At 62.4% G+C, this 18,621-nt stretch carries 18 protein-coding genes and 1 pseudogene; 13 read left to right on the top strand and 6 right to left on the bottom strand.

The features are described from left to right. The 3 genes and pseudogenes from MMB74_RS06205 to MMB74_RS06215 all read left to right on the top strand — a co-directional run. A pseudogene (locus MMB74_RS06205) lies at positions 1-167 on the top strand (electron transfer flavoprotein subunit alpha/FixB family protein); the annotation flags it as partial. Positions 168-216: 49 nt separating this feature from the next. Next, positions 217-513, top strand: coding sequence for a hypothetical protein (locus MMB74_RS06210; protein WP_277427744.1), 297 nt, complete (start codon positions 217-219; stop codon positions 511-513). Beyond that, positions 510-1,358, top strand: a complete 849-nt coding sequence (locus MMB74_RS06215; protein ID WP_277427745.1) for a 3-hydroxybutyryl-CoA dehydrogenase — start codon at positions 510-512, stop codon at positions 1,356-1,358. The genes MMB74_RS06210 and MMB74_RS06215 overlap by 4 nt, the downstream gene beginning before the upstream one ends. On the opposite strand, the gene MMB74_RS06220 is transcribed toward MMB74_RS06215, so the two are convergent. Further along, a complete protein-coding gene (locus MMB74_RS06220) occupies positions 1,333-2,400 on the bottom strand; it encodes a LacI family DNA-binding transcriptional regulator (protein ID WP_277427746.1) in 1,068 nt (355 codons plus the stop codon). The genes MMB74_RS06215 and MMB74_RS06220 overlap by 26 nt on opposite strands. 543 nt (positions 2,401-2,943) lie before the next feature. Here MMB74_RS06220 and MMB74_RS06225 point away from each other — a divergent pair. Genes MMB74_RS06225 through MMB74_RS06245 form a run of 5 tightly spaced genes read left to right on the top strand, consistent with a single transcriptional unit; the run spans position 2,944 to position 7,024 of the window. Continuing rightward, positions 2,944-4,209 carry an MFS transporter gene (locus tag MMB74_RS06225; RefSeq protein ID WP_277427747.1) on the top strand — a complete coding sequence of 422 codons (1,266 nt, stop codon included), beginning with the start codon at positions 2,944-2,946 and terminating at the stop codon, positions 4,207-4,209. Between the two features lie 6 nt (positions 4,210-4,215). After that, complete coding sequence (locus tag MMB74_RS06230) at positions 4,216-5,208, top strand: fumarylacetoacetate hydrolase family protein (protein WP_277427748.1); 993 nt, start codon at positions 4,216-4,218, stop codon at positions 5,206-5,208. Next, the gene (locus MMB74_RS06235) at positions 5,205-5,825 is read left to right on the top strand and encodes a cytochrome b (RefSeq protein ID WP_277427749.1); all 621 of its coding nucleotides are present in this window, start codon (positions 5,205-5,207) and stop codon (positions 5,823-5,825) included. Before MMB74_RS06230 ends, MMB74_RS06235 begins: the two co-directional genes overlap by 4 nt. Before the next feature lie 52 nt (positions 5,826-5,877). Beyond that, a complete protein-coding gene (locus MMB74_RS06240; protein WP_277428172.1) occupies positions 5,878-6,402 on the top strand; it encodes a YceI family protein in 525 nt (174 codons plus the stop codon). A 34-nt stretch (positions 6,403-6,436) separates the two neighbouring features. After that, positions 6,437-7,024 carry a YceI family protein gene (locus tag MMB74_RS06245; RefSeq protein ID WP_277427750.1) on the top strand — a complete coding sequence of 196 codons (588 nt, stop codon included), beginning with the start codon at positions 6,437-6,439 and terminating at the stop codon, positions 7,022-7,024. Between the two features lie 93 nt (positions 7,025-7,117). Here the strand turns inward: MMB74_RS06245 and pobA are convergent, their stop codons facing one another. Then, the gene (pobA, locus tag MMB74_RS06250) at positions 7,118-8,302 is read right to left on the bottom strand and encodes a 4-hydroxybenzoate 3-monooxygenase (protein WP_277427751.1); all 1,185 of its coding nucleotides are present in this window, start codon (positions 8,300-8,302) and stop codon (positions 7,118-7,120) included. 178 nt (positions 8,303-8,480) lie between these two features. Here pobA and MMB74_RS06255 point away from each other — a divergent pair, with 178 nt between their 5' ends. The 3 genes from MMB74_RS06255 to MMB74_RS06265 all read left to right on the top strand — a co-directional run bounded on the left by MMB74_RS06255 (position 8,481) and on the right by MMB74_RS06265 (position 12,173). Beyond that, positions 8,481-9,356 (top strand): helix-turn-helix domain-containing protein, encoded by an 876-nt coding sequence (locus MMB74_RS06255; RefSeq protein WP_277427752.1) that lies wholly within the window; start codon positions 8,481-8,483, stop codon positions 9,354-9,356. Between the two features lie 417 nt (positions 9,357-9,773). Then, positions 9,774-11,033, top strand: a complete 1,260-nt coding sequence (locus MMB74_RS06260) for an MFS transporter (protein WP_277427753.1) — start codon at positions 9,774-9,776, stop codon at positions 11,031-11,033. Between the two features lie 63 nt (positions 11,034-11,096). Beyond that, the gene (locus MMB74_RS06265) at positions 11,097-12,173 is read left to right on the top strand and encodes a porin (RefSeq protein ID WP_277427754.1); all 1,077 of its coding nucleotides are present in this window, start codon (positions 11,097-11,099) and stop codon (positions 12,171-12,173) included. 146 nt (positions 12,174-12,319) lie between these two features. Here MMB74_RS06265 and MMB74_RS06270 read toward each other — a convergent pair whose 3' ends face one another. From MMB74_RS06270 to MMB74_RS06280, 3 genes are all read right to left on the bottom strand, one after another. Then, positions 12,320-12,787 (bottom strand): MarR family transcriptional regulator, encoded by a 468-nt coding sequence (locus tag MMB74_RS06270; RefSeq protein ID WP_277427755.1) that lies wholly within the window; start codon positions 12,785-12,787, stop codon positions 12,320-12,322. Between the two features lie 85 nt (positions 12,788-12,872). Further along, positions 12,873-13,361, bottom strand: a complete 489-nt coding sequence (locus tag MMB74_RS06275) for a MarR family transcriptional regulator (RefSeq protein ID WP_277427756.1) — start codon at positions 13,359-13,361, stop codon at positions 12,873-12,875. A 137-nt stretch (positions 13,362-13,498) separates the two neighbouring features. Continuing rightward, positions 13,499-14,380 (bottom strand): amidohydrolase family protein, encoded by an 882-nt coding sequence (locus tag MMB74_RS06280; RefSeq protein ID WP_277427757.1) that lies wholly within the window; start codon positions 14,378-14,380, stop codon positions 13,499-13,501. Positions 14,381-14,500: 120 nt separating this feature from the next. Here MMB74_RS06280 and MMB74_RS06285 point away from each other — a divergent pair, with 120 nt between their 5' ends. Next, positions 14,501-15,328, top strand: a complete 828-nt coding sequence (locus MMB74_RS06285; RefSeq protein WP_277427758.1) for a p-hydroxycinnamoyl CoA hydratase/lyase — start codon at positions 14,501-14,503, stop codon at positions 15,326-15,328. A 191-nt stretch (positions 15,329-15,519) separates the two neighbouring features. Continuing rightward, positions 15,520-17,385 carry a feruloyl-CoA synthase gene (locus tag MMB74_RS06290; protein ID WP_277428173.1) on the top strand — a complete coding sequence of 622 codons (1,866 nt, stop codon included), beginning with the start codon at positions 15,520-15,522 and terminating at the stop codon, positions 17,383-17,385. A gap of 101 nt (positions 17,386-17,486) precedes the next feature. On the opposite strand, the gene MMB74_RS06295 is transcribed toward MMB74_RS06290, so the two are convergent. Continuing rightward, positions 17,487-18,587 carry an NAD(P)-dependent alcohol dehydrogenase gene (locus tag MMB74_RS06295; protein ID WP_277427759.1) on the bottom strand — a complete coding sequence of 367 codons (1,101 nt, stop codon included), beginning with the start codon at positions 18,585-18,587 and terminating at the stop codon, positions 17,487-17,489. Between the last annotated feature and the right edge of the window lie 34 nt (positions 18,588-18,621).

Below are 18,621 nucleotides of genomic sequence, written 5' to 3' on the forward strand. Positions count from 1 at the left end.
CGGTGGGCATCTCCGGCGCGATTCAGCATTTGGCGGGCATGAAGGATTCGAAAGTGATCGTGGCGATCAACAAGGATCCGGAAGCGCCGATCTTCAGCGTGGCCGATTACGGCCTCGTCGGCGATCTATTTACCGCGGTTCCCGAGTTGGTCGAAGCGCTCGCATAGATGCGGGTGACAGTGAGCGCGAAATCCGCGCGTCTACTGGAGTCACGATATGGATGCGATGCAACGCACTCGCTTCGATGCCGCCGCAGTGGCCAATGCGGAAGATGCATCGGTCTGGCGGTGGTTTTCCGCGCTGTTGGAGGAGCGCCGCATACGGTGGCGATACTCGTTCGACAACTGGGTAGTGATCGTCGATCGGGCGTGCGTAGCTACCGAGCGCACGTTCGACGGTGCGATTCGAGCCGCAAAAGACGAAGCCGAGTTGCGCAATGTGGGCCAGCCCGGCGAATGGTCGCGGCCGAAGCGGCGTCGTACCGGATTATCCGAATACATAAGGCAACCATGAACTACGAAACGATAGGCATCGTCGGAGCAGGCCAGATGGGCGCGGGGATCGCACAAGTGTGCGCGGCAGCGGGCCTGATGGTCGTGCTCAGCGATGTCGATGAAAGCGCGCTCGAGCGCGGGCGCGAGCGGCTTTTGGCGGGCTACGACAGCCTAGTCTCGAAGCAGAAGATGACAGCCGGCGACGTTGCCGAAGCGATGGCGCGGGTGGAGACGACGTCCCAATTGGCCGCGCTCGGCGCATGCGATGTCGTCATCGAAGCGGCCACGGAAAATGTCCGGATCAAGTGCCAGTTATTGCCCGAGTTGGACGCGATCGCCAAGCCGGGCGCCATCATCGCAACGAACACGTCGTCCGTGTCGATCACGCAATTGGCGGCTACGCTCGCCGACCCGTCGCGTTTCGTCGGCATGCATTTTTTCAACCCCGTTCCGGCGATGGCGCTCGTCGAAATCATTCGCGGCATGCAAACGAGCGATGCCACGTTCGAGACGACCGTTGCGCTTGCTGAGCGCCTCGGTAAATCCGCGATCCAGGTGAAGAATGCCCCCGGCTTCGTGGTCAACCGCATTCTCGTGCCGATGATCAACGAAGCGGTATTCGCGCTGCAGGAGGGATTGGCGAGCGCGGAGGAAATCGACGCAGGCATGCAGCTAGGCGCGCGTCATCCGATGGGGCCGTTGGCGCTCGCCGATTTGATCGGCCTCGACACCGTGCTCGCGATCATGGAGGTGATTCAGCGCGAGATGGGCGACACGAAATATCGGCCCGCGTCCTTGCTTAAAGAGATGGTGGACGCGGGCTATCTCGGCCGTAAGGCTAAGCGGGGCTTTTACTCCTACTGACCGCGGCCGTAGCGCGCTCTCGCGCGGCGGATGCCGGCGCGCGCGTGCTGCCGCGTTGGATCAACGTGGCCGTGGCAATCGAAGCGTAGGGCGCGCGCGCGGCAGCATTTTCGCGGATCTGGTGCACGAACCAGAGGCCGCACGCCGTGGCCAGATCGTGAACGGGAAGGCCGACGGTCGTGAGACCCGGCCCCCACCAACTGAATCCCATCTCATCGCCGAAGCCCACCACCGAAAGTTGCTCGGGAACGGCGATACGTTGAGCCGTGAGTTCTTCCACGATGCCTTGCGTGATGCGTACCGAACCGGCCACGACTGCCGTCGGCGCGCAGGCTTGCGACAGGATGGCGCGCATGGCTTCCCGCCCGAAGTCGATCGAACCCGGCGGGCCGAGCCGGACGAGCTCGGCGCCGGGCCCTGCATTGCGCGGCATGGCTTCGATGGCTTTGCGGTAACCCTGCAGTCGCGCTTCACCCGTGGGCAGCTCGTCGGTGCCGCCGAGGTAGGCGATGCGTTGGTGGCCAAGCGCAATCAAATGGTTCGTCGCGTCGAACAGCGCCTGCGTATCGTCGATGCCGAAGTACTGATCGCCGATGGCCGCTTGCCGGCGAATCAATTGGACGTGCGGCAACAATTTGAGCAGGCGCGTGGCTTCCCGATGCGGCCTCGCCGTTGGAACGATGATGATCCCGGCCACGTTCGCGCTCGTCAGCTCCCGAATGTGATGCAGCTCGACCATCCGGTCGTCTTCGGTTTCCGACAACATCAATTGAAAGCCCGCGCCCTGCACGCACTTGGACAGCGCGTGCGCAATGGTCGAGTAAAAACTATTGCGAATGTCGGGCAGCACGAGGCCGATGAGATTGCTCGACACGCCGCGCATCATGCGGGCCGCGAGATTGGCCACGTAGCCCATTTCATTGGCGACTTCCGTGACCTTCTTTTTCGTGGCGGCGCTGATTCTCGGATCGTCGGCGAGCGCGCGGCCAACCGTCGAAGGAGAGACCTGGAGACGGGTGGCGATGTCTTTGATGGTGATCATAGCGTTCCAATGAAGCGGATCCGGACAAACGATAGCACACTCGCTCGCCGCTGAGCAGTTCCCGATCTCGACCGCCTGATATGACGGTGACCGAGCAATCTCGGCGTTGAATCATGGGTTTATCTGTGTCTGGTGCGTACGTAAGCATAGAAATCAGTAGATGTACGCAATTGACAGCGCCGTAACAGGCATCTAATCTACGCTAACGTTAGCATTGAGCGTGCGGGGCGGTGAGGGAAGGAATGCCGTCATGGGCGTATATCGCACGGAGGAGGAGAGCGTGCTTGTCGAGGACAGATCCTTGCGCTGCGTGGTCGAGAAGTGGTTCGGCAGGGACTCGGACGAGGCGGTTCATGTGAGCCGCGTCCCCCCTGTCAGGCGCAATCGGCATCGTTGCGTTCGAGTGTGCCTGGCGCGGCCGGCCCATGCGGTCACGATCTTTTTCTTCCGGCACGACGATGGCAACTGGAGCGTGGTGCCTCCGGATAGCTCATCGGCGCCCGTCGTCACATCACACGAAAGACAACTTAATGGAGACAAAAGATGACCACATCTCACCATGACATCGGGTACGAGCGCAAAACGCTCGTCCTGCTGGGCCTGGGGTTCGGATTGGTCGGTTTCGACCGGTGGCTGATGGCGCCGATGTTTCCGTACATGATGAAGGACCTCGGCCTCGACTATTCGCAACTGGGCAGCTTGATTGGCGTGCTCGGCGTGGCGTGGGGCATCTGGTCCATCGTGATGGGGCCGGTTTCGGATCGCATCGGACGAAAGAAGATTCTCGTCGCGACGATGATCGTTTTCTCCGTGCTATCGAGCTTGGCCGGGTTCGCCGCCGGCTTTAGCAGCCTGTTGCTGTTGCGTGCCGCGATGGGCGTCGCCGAAGGCGCATTTACGCCCGCAAGCCTCGCGGCAAACAGCGAAGCGTCACGCCCCACTCGACGCGGCCTGAACCAGGGCTTGCAACTGAGCATGATTCCGCTCGTCGGCCTCGGTTTCGCGCCGATCGCCGCGACGCAGTTGCTGCGGATCTTACCGTCCTGGCACTGGGTATTCATGATTTCGGCCGTGCCGGGGTTGATCGTCTCTGTGCTGATCTGGCGCCTGTTGCAAGAGCGCACGCGCGGCAATGCGTCCTTCGCCGCGCAAGGCACAATGAAGATGCAATGGACGCAATTGCTGCGCACGCGCAACGTGCTTGTCGCGACCGCGGCCATTGTGTGCGCCATGGGCGGGATTTTCGTGATCGGTGCCATGGTGCCGACGTATCTCGTCGGCGTGTTGCATCTGGACCCGCGCACTATGGGCTTGGTGGCGTCGGCAATCGGTTTTGGCGGGTTTGCGGGCTCCTTCGCGCTGCCGGGCATTTCCGATTACGTTGGCCGACGCCCGACGGCGCTGTTTGGGTTCGCCGCCGCGACGCTGCTGCTTTATTGCTTCGCGCGCTCGGGCCCGAATCCTCAGATGCTGTTCGCGTTGCTATTCGGCGTCTCCCTTTTCTCCATCGGCTTGCTGTCATTGCTGAGCGGGCCGGTCGCCACCGAGGCGGCGCCGCTCGGTCTGGTCGCGTCGGCCATCGGTTTCGTGTCGGGGGTGGGCGAGACGTTCGGGGGCGGCGTTGCACCCGTGATTGCCGGTTTCATCGCGCAGCATTTCGGCTTGGCCCGCACCCTCGACTTCGCGTTCTACAGCCTCATCGCGGGAGCGGGCGTTGCCGTGCTGCTCGTTGAAACCGCGCCGCGCCGGCGCTCGCGCGCACGCCCCGGCGGCGATGCAGTCGCGGCTCCTTTCACCCAAGCTCGGTGAGCGGCCATGTTTCCGGTACTAGTGAACGTGTCGATCGCCGCGTGCATGCCGTTTCCGGCGCTGCTGTTCGACTCTCGCGTAATGGCCTTGGCGCACTGGCGCACTAACGGTCTGCGCGGCACGTCGTCGATGCGTGAATTGCTCGATGAGTGGGAGGGCAATGCCGAACCATTGAAGCACGTCGTCCGATCGCAAGCAACGCAGGCGCTCATCGTGGAGCAAGGCATCGAGCTTACCGCCTTCCGGGTCCATGAGCCGATTGCGCCGCGGCAGGTTTACTGCACCATCGGTAATTATCGGGAGCAGGTCCTGCAGGCGGCGCTCGATGCGCAGAACGCAGCGGATGCGCCCGGCCGACGAGAAGCTGTGCTCAGATCGATCGAAACGCGGCGGCGCGAGGGCGCGCCCTACGTGTGCCTGAAGGGCGCGGCAGCGGTGGCGGCGCCGTTCGACCCATTGCCCGTCGAAGGCGGCATGGCGACGCTCGATTGGGAGGTGGAGATCGGCGTCGTCATCGGACGGCACGCACGCAACGTCGAGGCCGCACGCGCGTTCGATCATGTGGCGGGCTATTGCGTGGTCAACGACATCACATTGCGCGATCGCATAGCGAGAGCGGATGTGCCGATGCTCGGAACGGATTGGGTGCAGTCGAAATCGAGACCCGGATGGTTGCCGGCCGGTCCGTGGCTCGTTCCCGCATGGGACGTCGAGGCGCCATCGGCGTTGCGCCCGTGGTTGCGGCTGAACGGCGACTTGATGCAGGACGGGCTGGCCGGCGACATGATTTTCGGCATTGCCGAGCAGATCGCGTATTTGTCGAGGCACACGTCGTTGCACCCGGGCGACTTGATCTGCACGGGCACGCCGGCGGGCATCGGCAGCCACTACGGGCGATATCTGCGTGCAGGCGATGTGCTCGAGGCCGGTGTGTCGGCGCTCGGCGTGCAGCGGATCGTTTGTGTCGATGCGGCCGCGGAACGAGGAGGGGAGCGATGAGTCAATCGAACAGCGCCGGCGCAGCCGGCCATGAGCGCATCGCAAGACGCGCGGACAAGCATGCGTCTGCCACCGTTTGCGGTGCGCACACCTACACGGCAGCCGCGATCGGGTTGCATTGGATCGTCGCGGCGTTGATAGTCGGCGCTTTTGCATTGGGCTGGACGATGACCCGCATTCCGGGCATCACGCCCGATAAGTTGCGCTTCTTTTCCTGGCATAAGTGGATCGGCGTGACCGTGCTCGGATTGGCCCTGCTGCGCATCGTTTGGCGCTTGACCCATCGCGCGCCACCGTTGCCTGCGAGCATGAGCGCCTGGCAGCGCTGCGTAGCGCATGCCGTCCACGTGGCGCTCTACGCGCTCATGATCGCGATTCCCGTATCGGGTTACCTCTATAGCTCGGCGGCCAATGTGCCCGTCGTCTATCTGGGCCTCATACCGCTGCCGCGACTGATCGCGCCGGACCCGGCGCTCAAGGTGTGGCTCAAGTGCGTTCATATTGCGCTCGATTACGGGCTGTTCGTGCTCGTTGCGGGGCACGTTGCCGCTGCGCTCAAGCATCAGTGCATCGACCGAGACGGACTGCTCGCGCGCATGCTGCCTTTTCTCAAATGACGAGGGATCTTCGATGAAGTCATCGCTTTACCGCTGCGTGGCGCCCGCGCTCATGTCGGTCGTCTTGGCCGCGCCTAGCGCGGCGCGCGCCGAGGTGGACCTCGCGAAAAGCTCGATCAGCGCCGTGTCGAAACAGATGAACGTGCCTGTCGCGGGCGTGTTCAAGAAGTTCAGTGCGCATGTGAGCTTCGATCCGGTCAAACCATCCGCGGCTATTGCGCAGATCGCGGTCGAGGTCGGCAGCTACGATCTGGGCGACCCCAGCTACGACAGCCAGGTGGCCGGCAAGGACTGGTTCGATGCCCGCACTTATCCGACTGCCACGTTTGCTTCGAGTGCGATTGCCGCTGCCGGCGGCAATCAGTACAACGTGACAGGCAAGCTCACGATCAAGGGCAAATCGGCGATCGTTACGGTTCCCGTCACGTTCACGGAGCGCGATCACACGCAGACGCTGGACGGCAGCGTGCCGATCAAGCGTTCGCAGTTCGACATCGGAACGGGCGAATGGAAGGACACGTCGATCGTCGCGGACGAAGTCATTATCAAATTTCACCTCGTTGCACCGAAGTTCTAAAAGAGCAGCCAATTTAACGAATCTGGAGGAGACAATGAACAAAGCAAACCTGCTTGTCACGGCTGGCCTCGCCGCCGCGGTGGCGTCGTGCTCGGCCCCCGCTTTGGCGAGCACCTATCAACTCGATCCGACGCATACCTATCCCAGTTTTGCCGTGGACCATTTCGGAGGCGTTTCGGTCTGGCGCGGGAAATTTACGAAGTCGAGCGGCACCGTGACGCTCGATCTCGCGAAGAAAACGGGGACCGTCGAGGTATCGATCGATCCGGCATCGATCGACACGGGCAACGCGCAACTCAATCACAACTTGCAGGGCAAGGACGGGTTCGATACGACGCAGTTTCCGAAGGTGACATACAAGGGCACGCAAATCCGGTTCGACGGCGATCGGCCCGATCAGGTGGTCGGCACCCTGACGCTGCATGGCGTCACGCGGCCCGTCAATCTGAAGATCGAATCGTTCAAATGCATCATCAATCCGTACTTCAAGCGTGAGGTATGCGGCGTCGAGGCGAGCGCGCAGTTCAATCGGGCCGATTTCGGCATCGATATCGGGCAGAAGCTTGGGTTCAATATGCTGACCAAGCTTCAGATTCAGGCCGAAGGCATCAAACAGGAGTAGGGCGGACAAGCGCACGCCGCGAAGCGGACGCGCGCGGCCGGGAGTGACGCAGGTGCCGATCGAAAGCTATCGCCGATTGCCGCGATCCTGATCCTATTCGATCACATCGAGCGGCAATCCCACATAGTTTTCGGCGATCATCCTGCGCCCGGCATTCGAGCCCGTGTAGTACTCGTAGTCGATGCGCTGCATCTGTTTGTCGAAGGCGTCGCGCTCGGGGAACTCGTGGAGCAGGTTCGTCATGAGCCATGAAAAGCGCACGGCCTTCCAAACACGGCGTAGCGCGATCGAGGAGTACTTCTCTATCCAATCGGTGCGCCCGTTCTCGTAGACGCCGCGAAGGATCCGATACAGCGCGCCGACGTCGCTCGCGGCGAGGTTCAAGCCCTTGGCGCCCGTCGGCGGGACGATGTGCGCGGCGTCTCCCACGAGAAAGAGCTTGCCGTATTGCATCGGCTCGACCACATAGCTGCGCAGCGGCGCCACGCTTTTTTCCAGCGAATCGCCCGTCACGAGATCGTTGGCAACGTCCCCCGGCAAGCGCCTTTTCAGTTCTTCCCAGAAGCGCTCGTCCGTCCAATCCTCTGCCTTCTCCGTGAGGGGCACCTGCAGGTAGTAGCGGCTGCGGGTCGTCGAACGCTGGCTGCACAGCGCAAAGCCGCGCGGATGGTTCGCGTAGATCAATTCATGATTGACCGGGGGCGTATCGGAGAGCAGCCCCAGCCAGCCAAAGGGAAAGATGCGCTCGTATTGCGTGAGACGATTGGCCGGTATGGTCTTGCGCGATACGCCGTGAAAGCCGTCGCAACCGGCGATGAAGTCGCATTCGAGCGTCACCGTCTCCCCGTTTTTCTCGAAGGTGACGTGCGGCGTGTCGCCTTCGACTCCGTGCAATTGCACGTTGCGTGCCTCATAGATGGTCGTGCCGCCGCTCGCTTCGCGCGCCGCCATCAAATCGCGCGTGAGCTCGGTCTGTCCATAGACGATGACCGTCGAGCCGCCCGTCAGCGCTTTCAGATCGATGCGGTCGCGACGGCCGTGGAAGGCGAGCTCGACACCCTCGTGCACGAGCCCCTCCGCTTCCATGCGCGCGCCGACGCCGGCTTCGCGCATCAGATCGGCCGTGCCTTGCTCGAGCACGCCCGCCCGAATTCGGCCGAGCACGTAGCCGGCGCTTTGGCGTTCGAGGACGATGTTGTCGATGCCGGCGCGTTGCAGCAGTTGGCCGAGCAGCAAGCCGGATGGGCCGGCGCCGATGATGGCGATTCGCGTTTTCACGGTGATGTCTCCTGATACACGCTGCGCGTGATGACGATGTTTTTGTATGCTTGTATTTTTCGTCGATAGCACACGGGAAAGAAGGCACATTTATGCAATAGAATTGGACTTTTCAAAGATCTCGCTGCAGCCCGTGTGCCGTGGATCAGGCGGCGCGAGGCGGGGGCCAGGAGCACCGATGGACTATTCGCCGCTCGAAGACATCCCTGTATTCAAGCTGTACGGCGAGGGGCACGACTGGCGCACACCGGATCTGTTGCACTGCGAATCCATTCCGAAGCGCAGTCGCTTGCACGATTGGGAGATCCGCCGGCATCGGCATGCGGACCTCGCGCAGATCGTTTACCTGCAGAAAGGATCGGCGTGCATCGATATCGAAGGCGCGCACACCGAGGTTGCGCGGCCGTCGATCCAAGTCGTGCCGCCGCTATGTGTGCATGGCTTTCGCTTCAGCCATGACGTCGATGGCTTCGTCGTCACGCTCGCGGCCCCGCTCGTTGCGTGGCTGCAAGAGCAGATCGACGCGCAGCGCCCGGTGCTTCACTATCCCGCGTGCCACGCAGTGGGCACGGACAAGCGCTATCTGGACACGTTGTGCGCCGCGATCGATCGCGAATACGCCAATCCCGCACCCTCACGTGATCTGTTATTGCGCTCCCTCGTCAGCGCGTTGGTGGTTTGGACCAGTCGCAAAGACGCGCGCAGGCTGCACGATGCGGGCGAACGTCTAGACCGCGGTCAGACCCATTTGCGGGTCTTCTCGAAGCTGGTGGAGAAGCATTATCGCGAGCATCTCCCGATTGCCGAGTACGCATCGCAACTGGGCATCACCCCTGTGCACTTGAATGCGGTCTGCCAACGGCTCGTCGGGCAGAGCGCACTGTCGATCGTGCATCAGCGCCTGCTGCTCGAGGCGAAGCGCAATCTCGTCTATACGACGCTCAATGTCAGTCAAATCGCCGATCTGCTCGGTTTCTCCGAACCCGCTTACTTCACCCGGTTCTTCAAACGGCTGACCGGCAGCGCGCCGAACGCTTTTCGCAAGCGGCGGTGACGCCGTATCGACTCGATCGGCCCGATTAGGCAACCAGCTCCGCACGAAGCGGCGGAACGCGATTCGACCAAGGGGCGGCCCGCTCCAATAGAGAGGCACCGACATCGCAGGTTGTCCCGGTCGCGCTGAACCATGCGGTGAACCGCACCGGTATCCATGCCGGATGCCGGTTCGACCTGCCATCCTGTCCTGGGAATGAAGCGCCCGCTTCGTTTTTTTCCCTTGCTCTGGTTGAAGTGTTCCGAGGCCGCCCGGGCCGCCAAGGCCCACGAATTCAGGATCTCCGAGGCGAGTCCGGCGCTGATTGCGCGTTTTCCCCTATCGTCGCGCGCTTGCATTCGACCGGCAAGTCGTTATGCTTTATAACAAATATGAAAAAGAACTATATCGACAGTGACAACAATCGGAGACACCTTCATGAGCACCCTTTCTAGGCACGACACCGCCTACGAGCGCAAGACCCTGATTCTGCTTGGACTTGGCTTCGGCCTCGTGGGCTTGGACCGCTGGATCGTCGCGCCGCTCTTTCCTCACATGATGCGCGACCTTGGCCTGAACTTTCAGCAGTTGGGCAGTTTGATCGGCATCCTGAGCGTTGCATGGGGCATCTGGGCCATCGCGATGGGGCCGGTGTCGGATCGCATCGGGCGCAAGAAGATCCTGGTCGTGACGATGATTGCTTTCTCGCTGCTTTCGAGCCTGTCGGGGCTCGCGGCCAGCTTCGCAGGGCTGATGCTGATCCGCGCCATCATGGGGATCGCCGAAGGCGCATTCACGCCTGCCAGCGTCGCCGCCACGGGCGAGGCGTCGCTGCCTGCCCGGCGGGGTTTCAACCAAGGGCTGCAACTGAGCATGTTCTCGCTGCTCGGCCTCGGATTCGCGCCGATCATCGCCACCCAGTTGTTGCGCGTCGTCCCGTCCTGGCATTGGGTCTTCATGATTTCCGCGGTGCCCGGGCTCATCGTCGCGACGTTGATCGCCGTGATGTTGCGGGAGCATCCGCGCAACGAGCTGCCGCACGCCGATGCCGCACACGCTAAGGCGCGGTGGACTTCGCTCTTTCGCAGCCGCAACGTCGTGCTGGCCACGCTAGCGATTTTGTGCGCGATGTCCGGCATCTTCGTCGTGAGCGCCATGGTGCCGACCTATCTCGTCGAAGTGCTGCATCTCGACACGCAAAGCATGGGCTTCGTCGTATCGGCGATCGGCTTCGGCGGCTTCATCGGGTCGTTCGGCGTGGCCGGCGTATCGGACTTCATCGGCCGGCGCGCCGCGGCGATCATCGCTTTCGTCTGCGCGGCCGTCTTGCTCTACGTCTTCTCGCTCGTCGGGGCAAACCCGCCTGTCCTGTTCGCACTGCTGTTCGGCATCTCGATGTTCGCGCTCGGGTTGCTTGGTCTGTTGAGCGGGCCGATCGCCACCGAGGCGGCGCCGCTTGGACTCGTGGCGTCGTCGGTGGGTTTCGTGTCGGGCACGGGAGAGATTTTCGGCGGCGGTCTCGCGCCCGTGATTGCCGGCTTCATTGCGCAGCATTTCGGTTTGCCCATGACACTCGATTTTGCGCTCGCCGGGCTCGTGGGGGGCGCCGTGGTGTCGCTCTTCCTGCTGGAAACGGCGCCGTGCAAGCGAGGCGCGGCCGCAAGCGATGTCTTCGGCGCAACGCGCGATGTGGCTTGACCCATACCAATGCATCCGCCGGCGATGACCGCGGGCACTTCATACCAGGCAAGGAGAAATCAGATGAAACGTAAGGCCATGTTCGCGGCGGCCGGCGCGCTGTTCGCATCGCACGCATTCGCGCAGAGCAGCGTGACCCTGAGCGGGTTGATCGACGGCGGGGTGTCGTATATCAGCAACCAAGGCGGCAAGAGCGTCGTGAAGTTCGACGACGGCATCGAGGTGCCGAACTTGCTCAAGATCGACGGCAAGGAGGATCTGGGCGGCGGGCTGAAAGCCATCTTCGACTTGACCAATCAGTTCGAGCTCGGTACGGGGTCGTTCATGCCGGGGCAGAGCCTGTTCGGCCGAAACGCTTATGTCGGACTCGACGATCAACGCTGGGGGCGGCTCACTTTGGGCAACCAGTACGACTTCATGGTCGACTCCCTATTTTTCGGGTTCGACGATGCGGCATTCTATGCGCAAGGGGTCTACGATTTCCGCAACGGCCCGTTTGCTGGCCTTGCGCTGCCGAACAATCCGACGGGCGCGTTCGATTGGGACCGCATGGCCGGCGAGCGGGTGCAGAACTCCGTCAAGTATTTGAGCCCAAGATTCGGCGGCTTTTCCGTCGGTGCGATGTATGGCTTCGGGAACGTCGCGGGATCGATCGGGGCAGGCAATGCGCAGAGCATCGGGATCAACTACCTCAATGGCCCGTTCGGCGCCAATGCCGCTTACACGTTGACGAAGACGGATGTGGGCGGGGTGCAGGACAGCGTGCGCAACTGGGGTGTCGGCGCGCATTACCACATCGGCAGGATGGTGACGACGGCACTCTTCACGACGGTGCGCAACGAGTTGAACGGCGCGGCCGTATGGCAAGCGGAAATAGGCGCGGCATACTCGTTCGACAGCCCGTGGCTCGTAAGCGGGGTGTATTCCTATATGAAGGGCAATCATGTGGTCGACAACAACCATGCGCACCAACTAACGGCAGAGCTGCAATACAACTTCTCGAAGCGCACCAATGTGTACGTGGCGGCCGTCTACCAGCGCGCGAGCGCCGGGGCGAATGCGCAGATCAACGATGTCATGGTGGCGTCCAGTTCGCCGTCGCAGTTCATCGGGCGTATCGGGCTGCAGACGCGGTTCTGACGTGACCGTCTTGCGCGTATAAGGTTCGGAGCGATGCATCGGCGCGGCTCGCGCCGCATCGCTCCAAAGCCCTTCACCCTTCATTCATGACCACTCGCTATCTCGCGTTCTGGAGGGGGGAACAATAAGCGGATAGACGCCGGCGCTCACGCCACGAAAATCTTGCGCAGCAACGCCTTCAACTGCTCGCGCTCATCCTCGCTGAGCCTTTCGAGCGCTAGGCGATCGGCGACCGCGGCTGCTTTCAGCGCGCGGTTGTAGATGCGCACGCCTTGCGTCGTCAGCCCGACGTGCTGCACCCGTTTATCTTCCTTGCTGCGTTGGCGCGTCAATAAGCCGCGCGCTTCGAGACGGTCGAGCAGCGTCGCGAGGTTCGGCGGCGCGACCGCGAGGGCATCGGCCAGCGCGCGCTGACTGATCCCGGGGTTTCCGCGCACGACCGACAGCACGCCGAATTCGGCTTGCCGCAGCTCGTGCTTCTCCATCTCCTTGTCGAAGTAGGCTTGAATAACCAAATAGGAGCGCCGAATGTTGTAGCCGACTAGCTCGAGTAGTTCGGATTGGTCGGTCTGCTCGCTTGTGTCGTCTTCGGGAGCGGGCGGCATCGAGGGCATGAGGAAGAGCGTTGGAATGCTGAGGGATCGACGATCATAACATGCACGTATCCCAATTCCGCGGCTCGCAACGTGCTTTCGAACGTCATTCGCGCAGATTCGAAACACAGCGCTGCAGCACCTTGCGAAGCGTATCGAGCGGGATTTCCGTGATGCCTTCGAGCATCGATGCTTCGAGCGCGTCCACCGCGGCATCGCAGCCGCGCAGGACGCGGCGCCCTTCATCGGTGAGAAAGAGATGAATGAGACGCCCGTGGGTAGGATGGTGCGTGCGCCCCACCCATCCGTTCGCTTCCATCGTCTTCACGACCTCATTGGCGGACTGGGGCGTGATCAACGACCGTTCCGCCAGCTTTGCATTGGTCATGCCGCCGCTGGCGTTGATGACCGACAGCGCGGTGAACTGCGGCAGGGTCAAGTCGAATTCGGCCAGCGTTTCGGCCAGGCGACGTTTGACGACTCGATCCAACTGGCCGATCAAATAAGAGACCCGGACCGGCGGGGCGGCCGCGGACCTTGCCGATTGCGCGCGTTTGGTGGCGGCCGGACGCCGCTTCTCCATCGTCGTTGTCATTGTTGCAGTGCTGTTAGGTGTTTGCACCCGGCACATCATAGTCCAGTTTATCTATCGGCCAGCCGGATGGCATATGGGCTTACGCCGAGCGCGGCGGGGCCGCATCGCGGGTTCGGCGATGCGGCCCCGAGCCGCACTCAATGCTTGCGCAGATCGAGCAGCCGCACCGCATTTTCCTTCAGGATCAGCGCTCGCACCTCCGGCTTGACGGGCAGCGTGTCGAAGTCCGCAAGCCAGCGATCGGGTTGGATCAGGGGAAAATCGGAGGCGAACAGCACGCGGTCCTTGAGCAACGTGTTCGCGTACTTCACGAGTTCCGGCGAAAAGTATTTCGGCGACCATCCCGACAGATCGATATACACGTTGGGCTTGTGCAAGGCGATGGACAGGGCTTGTTCCTGCCACGGCCACGACGGATGCGCGATGACGATCTTCATATCGGGGAAGTCGGCCGCTACGTCGTCCAGGTGGATCGGCTCCGAATACTTCAAGCGCAGGCCGCCGCCGCCGCGCATCCCCGATCCCATGCCCGAGTGCCCGCTATGGAAGACCGCAGGCAAGCCGTGCTCGGCGATCACTTCATACAGCGGATACGCGAGCCGGTCATTCGCGAAGAAGCCTTGCATGGTCGGATGAAATTTGAATCCGCGCACGCCATGCGCGTCGATCAGTTGCCGCGCTTCGCGCGCGCCCATCTTGCCCTTGTGCGGATCGATGCTGGCAAAGGCAATCATGATGTCCGCGTTCTCCCGAGCGAACCCGGCGATCTCCTCGTTGGAAATGCGCCGCCGGCCCACGTTCGCTTCGCAGTCCACCGTGAACATCACGAAGCCGATGTTGCGCTCGCGGTAATGCGAGATCGTTTCGGGAATCGTCGGCCGCCGTCCCGCCTTGAGGATCGTTCCGAAGTATTTGTCCGCCGCTTCGTCGAACTCCTTTGCAAAGAGATCGGGCGGCTGACAGCACGACACTTCCGCGTGAACGTGCGTGTCGATCGCCACGAGACGGTCGATATCCATTCATGCCTCCTTGCTAGCGCGGGTTTACACCGAAAGGTTCACATTATACTTTACATGTCAGGCAGCCTGATATTAAATTGAGTGCAAGCCGCAAGGGCGGCAGTGTTCTCGGAGAAAAAAATGAGTTACGAAGGTCGCTGGAAAACGGTCAACGTCACGGTGCAGGGCGGCATCGCGTGGGTGGCGTTCAATCGCCCCGAAAAGCGCAACGCGATGAGTCCGACGCTGAACCGGGAAATGATCGACGTCTTGGGGACGATCGAGCTCGATGCGCAGGCGCAGGTGCTCGTGTTGACGGGGGAGGGTGACGCGTGGACGGCCGGCATGGATTTGAAGGAATACTTCCGCGAGGTGGACGGAAGCCCCGACGTATTTCAGGAGCGTATCCGTCGCGATGCAAGCCGCTGGCAGTGGCAGTTGTTGCGCATGTACTCGAAGCCGACCATCGCCATGGTCAACGGCTGGTGTTTCGGCGGTGGCTTCTCGCCGCTCGTCGCTTGCGATTTGGCCATCGCCGCCGACGAAGCCGTGTTCGGGCTGTCGGAGATCAACTGGGGCATCCCGCCGGGCAATCTCGTCAGCAAAGCCATGGCCGATACAGTGGGCCACCGCGAGGCGCTGTACTACATCATGACCGGCGATACGTTCACGGGGGAGCAAGCGGCGAAGATGGGGCTCGTCAACAAGAGCGTGCCGCGCGCGCAATTGAAAGAGGAAACGCTGGTGCTGGCGGCCAAGCTGCTCGACAAGAATCCCGTCGTGTTGCGCAATGCCAAGCACGGCTTCAAGCGCTGCCGCGAACTGACGTGGGAGCAGAATGAGGACTACCTGTATGCGAAGCTCGATCAGGCGAACTACCGGGATCCGGAGGGCGGCCGTGCAAAGGGCCTCAAGCAATTCCTCGACGAAAAGAGCATCAAGCCGGGCCTGCAAACCTACAAGCGCTGAGCCGGCGACCAGGCCGTCGGCACACTATCCGAAATAACACAGGCCGTGCGTGCCGGCGATCCGTTCAGCGGTTGACGGGACTCGGCACGCATCGATCAGGTCCGCCGCTGCGTAGCCCGCAAGGCGTCGCGAGCAGAGGCCCCAATAGGAGACAGGTTTTGGAACAGCACCAAAGCCACGGAAACAACGGCATGCCCGGGTACCGGCCGGTTGGCATCGGCTCGGTCACGCCTCGCATCGAACGGCGCGGCGAGTGTTGGTACCTGCAAGCCCAGGAGCCGCTCGGCAACTATCCCGAGCGGGTCACAGATCGACTCGAAAGCGGTGCGCGCGAGCATCCGGAACGCTGGTTGATCGCGCGACGCGATGGCTCGGGCGTCTGGCAGGGCGTGAGCTATCGCCAGATGGCGCAGCAGGCGCGCGCCATCGGTCAGGCCTTGCTCGACCGCGGTCTGAGCGCGGAGCGGCCGCTCGCGATCCTCTCGGGCAACAGCATCGAACACTTGCAACTCGCGCTCGGTGCGATGTGGGCCGGCATCCCTTATGCGCCAATATCGCCCGCGTATTCGCTCGTGTCGAGCGATTTCGGCAAACTGCGTCATGTGCTCGCGCTCATCACGCCGGGGCTCGTCTTCGCCGACGACATCGGCGTCTACGCGCGCGCGCTCGACGCGGCTTTGCCTGACGACGTCGAACGCATCAGCGTGGCGCCGGTGGGCGAGGCGCGTGTGACGGCATTTACGACATTGCTCGACACCCCCATGCACGATATCGATGCCGCGCATGCCGGTGTGAATGGCGACACGATCGCCAAATTTCTGTTCACTTCCGGCTCGACGAGCTTGCCCAAGGCGGTGCCCACGACACATCGCATGCTGTGCGCCAATCAGCAGATGCTGCTTCAGACGTTTCCGCAATTCGGCATCGAACCTCCGGTGCTCGTCGACTGGTTGCCGTGGAACCATACCTTCGGCGGTAGCCACAACGTTGGCATCGCGCTGTATAACGGCGGCACGCTTTATATCGACGATGGCAAGCCGATGGCGGGCAAGTTCGACGAGACGTTGCGCAATCTGCGCGAGATCTCACCGACGGTCTACTTCAATGTGCCGAAGGGATGGGAGGAGTTAACCGTGGCGCTCGAAGGCGACGAGGCCTTGCGCAACTGTTTCTTTTCTCGCGTGAAGCTCTATTTCTTCGCGGGCGCGGGGCTGTCGAAGGCCGCTTGGGAACGTCTCGAGCGCGTGACGCAAGCGCATTGCGGCGAACGCATCCGCATCATGGCCGGGCTCGGCATGACGGAGACGGCGCCTTCGAGCTTGTTCACGACCGGGCCCCTTTCGGAAGCGGGCTACCTCGGATTGCCCGCACCCGGTTGCCAGGCCAAGCTAGTGCCGGTCGACGGCAAGCTCGAGGTGCGCTTTCGCGGCCCGCATGTGATGCGTGGCTATTGGCGCGTTGCGCCCGAGGTGGCCGGCAAGGAATTCGACGAGGAGGGCTACTACCGCACCGGCGACGCCGTTCGGTTTGCCGATCCGGCGCGCCCCGAGGTGGGCCTTTCGTTCGATGGGCGCATCGCCGAAGACTTCAAGCTCAGCTCGGGCACGTTCGTGAGCGTGGGCGTGCTGCGCGCGCGCGTGGTCAGCGAAGGGGCGCCTTACGTGCAAGATGCGGTCGTGACGGGCATCGACCGCGACGAGGTGGGCCTCATGATCTTTCCTCGGGTCGATAGCTGTCGAAAGCTGGCCGGATTGCCTGCGAGCGCAAGCATGCAGACGGTGCTGGACGCGTCCGAGGTGCGAGCGTTCTTTGCGGATCTGCTTGCACGCTTGAACGAAAAGGCGACCGGGGGTGCCACCTTCATCGCGCGGATGCGTTTGCTTGCCGTGCCGCCGTCGCTCGATCTGGGCGAGATCACCGACAAGGGCTCGATCAATCAGCGCGCGGTGCTGCAACATCGTATGGACATGGTCGATGCCATGTATGCCGCAGGCCCCGACGATGCCGAAGTGATCTTTGCGCGTCGCAATGAGCAGCAGGGGGCGGCGCCGAAGTAACGTGATGTGAGCGGCTGGTCATTGAAATCCGTCGCACGAACCTACAGTGCGACGGATTTTCTACTTGCGGCTCCTTACCGCATCTACCGCATTCACTCCATCTATTGCATCTTCACGATTGGCTTGATTGTCCTGCCGTCGAGCGAATCGGCGATCGCCTCGTTGATTTCGTCGAGCGCGTAGAACTTGACCATCCGATCGAACGGAAACATTCCGGCGCGGTGAAGTCGAATCAGCATCGGGATGAACGTGTCGGGCGTCGATTCGCCTTCCACGATACCCATCAGGCGCCGGCCCCCGCTCATGAAGTGCACCTCGTCGAGCGTAATCTCGCTGCCCTCGGCGGACGCGCCGAGCACGCCGCAGGTGCCGCGCGGCGCGAGACTTTCGACCGCCTGACGAATGACCGCCGCAACGCCGGTCGTATCGAGCGTGAAGTCGACGCCATAGCCGGTCAGCGCCGTCAACGACGCAACGATATCGTCGCGCGACGGATTGAGGGTATGCGTCGCGCCGACACTGCGCGCGAAGTCGAGTCGCGCATCGTGCAGGTCGATGGCCACGATCGTGGTCGCGCCGACCACACGCGCGGCCATGACCGCGGAGAGCCCGACCGAGCCCGCGCCGAACACGGCGAACGATGCGCCCGCGCTCACGCGCAGCGCATTCATGACCGCACCGGCGCCGGTTTGCACGCCGCACGCGAGCGGGCCCAGCAGCTCGAGCGGGGCATCCGCCGGCACTTTCACCACGTTGCTTTCGCGGCACAGCGCGTGCGTCGCGAACGACGACTGACCGAAGAAGTTGCCGTGAATGATCTCGCCGTCTTTTGAAATCGTGCCCGTGCCGTCGGGCCGCGTCGCAAAGAAGTTGCGCGGGAAGAACGCGTGGCAATAGCTTTGCGCGTGCGCGGCACAGGCAGGACAACTGCCGCACGAATCGTAGGTCATGACGACGGCGTCGCCGGGTGCGACCTTATGTACGTTGCGGCCGACGCGCTCGACGACGCCGGCGCCCTCATGACCGAGCACGACCGGATGCGGGGTGGGCAGCAGGCCGTCGCGTACGACGAGGTCGGTATGGCAGACACCCGTTGCGACGACGCGCACGAGGATTTCGTCCTCGCGCGGCTCTTCGAGATCGAGTGTTTCTATGGACAACGGGCCGCCCTTTTCGCGGGCCACTGCGGCTTTGATCTTCATTGTCGAACTCCAATTGGATCGGGATGGTGCTTTC

The organism is Trinickia sp. Y13 (assembly GCF_029522115.1).
In the GTDB taxonomy this organism is placed as follows: Bacteria; Pseudomonadota; Gammaproteobacteria; order Burkholderiales; family Burkholderiaceae; genus Trinickia.